Annotated in this window: 3 rRNA genes; all 3 read right to left on the bottom strand. The window is 54.5% G+C overall.

Annotated elements, in window-relative coordinates:
- Nucleotides 1-44: 44 nt before the first annotated feature.
- The 3 genes from rrf to RS86_RS00030 all read right to left on the bottom strand — a co-directional run bounded on the left by rrf (nt 45) and on the right by RS86_RS00030 (nt 5,301).
- A 5S ribosomal RNA gene (gene rrf, locus RS86_RS00020) occupies nt 45-161 on the bottom strand.
- Between the two features lie 107 nt (nt 162-268).
- A 23S ribosomal RNA gene (locus RS86_RS00025) occupies nt 269-3,371 on the bottom strand.
- A 405-nt stretch (nt 3,372-3,776) separates the two neighbouring features.
- Nucleotides 3,777-5,301, bottom strand: a 16S ribosomal RNA gene (locus RS86_RS00030).
- The 16S, 23S and 5S rRNA genes sit together here, the layout of an rRNA operon.
- Between the last annotated feature and the right edge of the window lie 214 nt (nt 5,302-5,515).

Here is a 5,515-nt window from a genome sequence, read left to right on the forward strand (position 1 = left end):
GCAGAAAGGCCACCCTGCGTTGGGTGGCCTTTCTGTTAAAGGAAGTCCGGCGGTGTCCTACTCTCCCACAGGGTCCCCCCTGCAGTACCATCGGCGCTGTGAGGCTTAGCTTCCGGGTTCGGAATGTGACCGGGCGTTTCCCTCACGCTATGGCCGCCGAAACACTATTGACGTGTCTCGAACAAGCACAAACGTAATGTTTGTTATGTTCGCGGTTTCGACCGTACGTCGAGAACCACAAAGTGGACGCAAGCACCAAGAACGGTGTGTTATCAAGTCATCGGCTTATTAGTACCAGTCAGCTGCACGTGTTACCACGCTTCCACATCTGGCCTATCAACCCAGTAGTCTGGCTGGGAGCCTCTCACCCGAAGGTATGGAAGTCTCATCTTGAGGCCGGCTTCCCGCTTAGATGCTTTCAGCGGTTATCCATCCCGAACGTAGCTAACCAGCGGTGCTCCTGGCGGAACAACTGGCACACCAGAGGTTCGTCCAACCCGGTCCTCTCGTACTAGGGTCAGATCCTCTCAAACTTCCTACGCGCGCAGCGGATAGGGACCGAACTGTCTCACGACGTTCTAAACCCAGCTCGCGTACCGCTTTAATGGGCGAACAGCCCAACCCTTGGGACCTACTCCAGCCCCAGGATGCGACGAGCCGACATCGAGGTGCCAAACCATGCCGTCGATATGGACTCTTGGGCAAGATCAGCCTGTTATCCCCGAGGTACCTTTTATCCGTTGAGCGACAGCGCTTCCACAAGCCACTGCCGGATCACTAGTCCCGACTTTCGTCCCTGCTCGACCTGTCAGTCTCACAGTCAAGCTCCCTTGTGCACTTACACTCGACACCTGATTGCCAACCAGGTTGAGGGAACCTTTGGGCGCCTCCGTTACTTTTTGGGAGGCAACCGCCCCAGTTAAACTACCCACCATGCACTGTCCCTGAACCGGATTACGGTTCGAAGTTAGATATCCAGAGTGACCAGAGTGGTATTTCAACAATGACTCCACGGTAACTGGCGTCACCGCTTCAAAGTCTCCCACCTATCCTACACAAGCCACACCGAACACCAATACAAAGCTATAGTAAAGGTCACGGGGTCTTTCCGTCCTGCTGCGCGTAACGAGCATCTTTACTCGTAATGCAATTTCGCCGAGTTCGCGGTTGAGACAGTTGGGAAGTCGTTACGCCATTCGTGCAGGTCGGAACTTACCCGACAAGGAATTTCGCTACCTTAGGATGGTTATAGTTACCACCGCCGTTTACTGGGGCTTAAATTCTGAGCTTCGCCGAAGCTAACCCGTCCTCTTAACCTTCCAGCACCGGGCAGGCGTCAGTCCGTATACATCGTCTTGCAACTTGGCACGGACCTGTGTTTTTAGTAAACAGTCGCTACCCACTAGTCTCTGCGGCCACCACACCCTTTTCGGAGTAAATCCGTATAAGCGGGTGGCCCCCCTTCTCCCGAAGTTACGGGGGCATTTTGCCGAGTTCCTTAACCACGATTCTCTCGATCTCCTTGGTATTCTCTACCTGACCACCTGAGTCGGTTTGGGGTACGGGCGGCTAGAACCTCGCGTCGATGCTTTTCTTGGCAGCATAGGATCACCCACTTTTTATTCGCATCGTGTCTCAGCCTGTATGAGAGACGGATTTGCCTATCTCTCGGCCTACGCACTTGCACCAGGACAACCATCGCCTGGCTGGGCTACCTTCCTGCGTCACACCTGTTAATACGCTAGCCGCACCAGAATGGGGTCGTACGCTAGGCCCCAAGCCATCACCCGAAGGATCCGGTCATGGGGATTCAGATACTTAGCACTACTGGATTAGCTTGGGCGGTTCTTCGCCGGTACGGGAATATCAACCCGTTGTCCATCGACTACGCCTGTCGGCCTCGCCTTAGGTCCCGACTTACCCAGGGAAGATTAGCTTGACCCTGGAACCCTTGGTCTTCCGGAGGACGTGTTTCTCACACGTCTTTCGCTACTCATGCCTGCATTCTCACTCGTGTAGCGTCCACGGCTGGATCACTCCGCCGCTTCACTCGCCACACGACGCTCTCCTACCCATCAACACGGCTGGACCACGAAGGCCTACCATAAATGTCAATGCCACAACTTCGGTGGCGTGCTTGAGCCCCGTTACATTGTCGGCGCGGAATCACTTGACCAGTGAGCTATTACGCACTCTTTCAAGGGTGGCTGCTTCTAAGCCAACCTCCTGGTTGTCACAGCAACTCCACATCCTTTCCCACTTAGCACGCGCTTAGGGACCTTAGATGGTGGTCTGGGTTGTTTCCCTCTCGACTATGAAGCTTATCCCCCACAGTCTCACTGCTGCGCTCTCACTTACCGGCATTCGGAGTTTGGCTGACGTCAGTAACCTTGTAGGGCCCATCGGCCATCCAGTAGCTCTACCTCCGGCAAGAAACACGCAACGCTGCACCTAAATGCATTTCGGAGAGAACCAGCTATCACGAAGTTTGATTGGCCTTTCACCCCTATCCACAGCTCATCCCCTCAGTTTTCAACCTAAGTGGGTTCGGCCCTCCACGACGTCTTACCGTCGCTTCAGCCTGGCCATGGATAGATCACTTCGCTTCGGGTCTAGGACACGCGACTGAATCGCCCTATTCAGACTCGCTTTCGCTACGGCTACCCCACACGGGTTAACCTCGCCACGTATCGCTAACTCGCAGGCTCATTCTTCAAAAGGCACGCTGTCACCCCTACTAAGGAGGCTCCAACGGTTTGTAAGCAAACGGTTTCAGGTACTATTTCACTCCCCTCCCGGGGTACTTTTCACCTTTCCCTCACGGTACTTGTCCGCTATCGGTCATCTGGGAGTATTTAGGCTTATCAGGTGGTCCTGACAGATTCACACGGGATTTCTCGGGCCCCGTGCTACTTGGGATACTCTTCACGCCAAGCCAGGCATTTCGACTACGGGGTTCGCACCCTCTATGACCGGCCATTCAAAGCCGTTCGTCTATACCTGCTTGTAACGCTGAAAGTTCGGCAGAACAATCAGAAAAGTCCCGCAACCCCGGGCATGCAACGCCTGCCGGCTATCACACACACCCGGTTTAGCCTCATCCGCTTTCGCTCGCCACTACTCACGGAATCACATGTTGTTTTCTCTTCCTGTGGGTACTGAGATGTTTCACTTCCCCACGTTCCCTCTACCCGCCCTATATATTCAGGCGGGAGTCACTAGGTCGGCACGCCGCCCAGCGGGGTTTCCCCATTCGGACACCCTCGGATCAAAACTCGCTTATCAGTTCCCCGAGGCTTATCGCAGATTGCTACGTCCTTCTTCGGCTCCAGATGCCAAGGCATTCACCGTTTGCTCTTAAAGACTTGAAATCACATGAGTTCATCAAGAATCGGTGCCAGGCCCGAAAGCCTGACATGAAATTGACTAATGATCTTTAAGATCATCAAAACAACACAACCCCAAAGGGTCATGCTGAAGATGCTCGCGTCCACTGTGTAGTTCTCAAAGTACGGGCGGTCCCCCAACCAGCAACCGGACAAACCGGAAACCAGAAGAAGGCCAGAAGTACCGCATGTGTTCCCACACCCGGTCCCTCAGGACCCAACAGCGTGCAGGCACCAAACCCACCAGCCCCCGCGTTCCCACACCGAAGTGCGTACTAGCAGAAACCATTGGTTCTGATGCCATGTCAAATGTTCCACCCATGAGCTCCCAGCGAAGAACGTATGCCTTCGATCTGGGTTCTGGACTCCGAAGAGTCAGATGCTCCTTAGAAAGGAGGTGATCCAGCCGCACCTTCCGGTACGGCTACCTTGTTACGACTTAGTCCTAATTACCGATCCCACCTTCGACGGCTCCCTCCACAAGGGTTAGGCCACCGGCTTCAGGTGTTACCGACTTTCATGACTTGACGGGCGGTGTGTACAAGACCCGGGAACGTATTCACCGCAGCGTTGCTGATCTGCGATTACTAGCGACTCCGACTTCATGAGGTCGAGTTGCAGACCTCAATCCGAACTGGGACCGGCTTTTTGGGATTCGCTCCACCTCACGGTATTGCAGCCCTTTGTACCGGCCATTGTAGCATGCGTGAAGCCCAAGACATAAGGGGCATGATGATTTGACGTCATCCCCACCTTCCTCCGAGTTGACCCCGGCAGTATCCCATGAGTTCCCACCATTACGTGCTGGCAACATAGAACGAGGGTTGCGCTCGTTGCGGGACTTAACCCAACATCTCACGACACGAGCTGACGACAACCATGCACCACCTGTTCACGAGTGTCCAAAGAGTTGACCATTTCTGGCCCGTTCTCGTGTATGTCAAGCCTTGGTAAGGTTCTTCGCGTTGCATCGAATTAATCCGCATGCTCCGCCGCTTGTGCGGGTCCCCGTCAATTCCTTTGAGTTTTAGCCTTGCGGCCGTACTCCCCAGGCGGGGAACTTAATGCGTTAGCTGCGTCACGGAATCCGTGGAAAGGACCCCACAACTAGTTCCCAACGTTTACGGGGTGGACTACCAGGGTATCTAAGCCTGTTTGCTCCCCACCCTTTCGCTCCTCAGCGTCAGTTACGGCCCAGAGATCTGCCTTCGCCATCGGTGTTCCTCCTGATATCTGCGCATTCCACCGCTACACCAGGAATTCCAATCTCCCCTACCGCACTCTAGTCTGCCCGTACCCACTGCAGGCCCGAGGTTGAGCCTCGGGATTTCACAGCAGACGCGACAAACCGCCTACGAGCTCTTTACGCCCAATAATTCCGGATAACGCTTGCACCCTACGTATTACCGCGGCTGCTGGCACGTAGTTAGCCGGTGCTTTTTCTGCAGGTACCGTCACTTTCGCTTCTTCCCTGCTAAAAGAGGTTTACAACCCGAAGGCCGTCATCCCTCACGCGGCGTTGCTGCATCAGGCTTCCGCCCATTGTGCAATATTCCCCACTGCTGCCTCCCGTAGGAGTCTGGGCCGTGTCTCAGTCCCAGTGTGGCCGGTCACCCTCTCAGGCCGGCTACCCGTCGACGCCTTGGTGAGCCATTACCTCACCAACAAGCTGATAGGCCGCGAGCCCATCCCCCACCAAAAAATCTTTCCAGTCACTAACCATGCGGTTGCGACTCGTATCCAGTATTAGACGCCGTTTCCAGCGCTTATCCCAGAGTGAGGGGCAGGTTGCTCACGTGTTACTCACCCGTTCGCCACTAATCCCCAAGTGCAAGCACCTGGTTCATCGTTCGACTTGCATGTGTTAAGCACGCCGCCAGCGTTCATCCTGAGCCAGGATCAAACTCTCCGTAAAAGAAAAAAACAGAACCACCAGGGAAAACCGGCGACCTGCGAGTTTGAAACTGACCAAAGAGATGACATCATTGCTGACTTCATCCGAATGCCAACCCCCAAAAGGAGTTGGTCTTTGATCCAAAGGAATTTCTCAACCAGCCCGAAAGCTGGACGAGGAATAAATTGGCATTTGACAAGTGCACGCTGTTGAGTTCTCAAGGATCGGATGCTCC

Source organism: Microbacterium azadirachtae (genome assembly GCF_000956505.1).
Classification (GTDB): Bacteria; Actinomycetota; Actinomycetes; order Actinomycetales; family Microbacteriaceae; genus Microbacterium; species Microbacterium azadirachtae_A.